Origin of the sequence: Pseudoalteromonas sp. S1727 (assembly GCF_005886375.1) — a bacterium.
In the GTDB taxonomy this organism is placed as follows: Bacteria; Pseudomonadota; Gammaproteobacteria; order Enterobacterales; family Alteromonadaceae; genus Pseudoalteromonas; species Pseudoalteromonas haloplanktis.
Genome location: NZ_PNDT01000216.1, coordinates 1 through 454 on the forward strand (window position 1 = coordinate 1; position 454 = coordinate 454).

General features: G+C 41.4%; 1 protein-coding gene. It reads left to right on the forward strand.

From position 1 onward, the window contains the following. Nucleotides 1-454, forward strand: a 454-nt coding sequence (locus tag CWB85_RS21715; RefSeq protein WP_283235143.1) for a helicase-related protein, incomplete at both ends; no start/stop codon positions are given.

Below are 454 nucleotides of genomic sequence, written 5' to 3' on the forward strand. Positions count from 1 at the left end.
TGGCGTTTGAGCACATGACAAATCCAGAGCATGTGCAAATTGAGCCAGATGTAAAAACTGGCAAACGTATTGAAGAAGAACTATTTCATCCTTCACAAGAAGATAAGGTTAAGCTGTTATTAACCTTGATTGAAGAAGAATGGCCTGAAAAAGCGATTGTGTTTGCAAATACTAAGCATAGCTGCGAAACAGTGTATGCCTGGTTAAAAGCGGATGGTCATCGTGTTGGTATGCTTACTGGCGACGTTAACCAGAAAAAGCGTCAATCAATTTTAGCGCAATTCAGCAAAGGTGATTTAGACTTCTTGGTAGCAACGGATGTAGCAGCACGTGGCTTGCATATCCCTGAAGTAAGTCATGTATTTAACTTCGACTTACCAGATGATTGTGAAGATTACGTTCATCGAATCGGTCGTACAGGTCGTGCAGGCGCATCTGGTAAAGCAATAAGTTT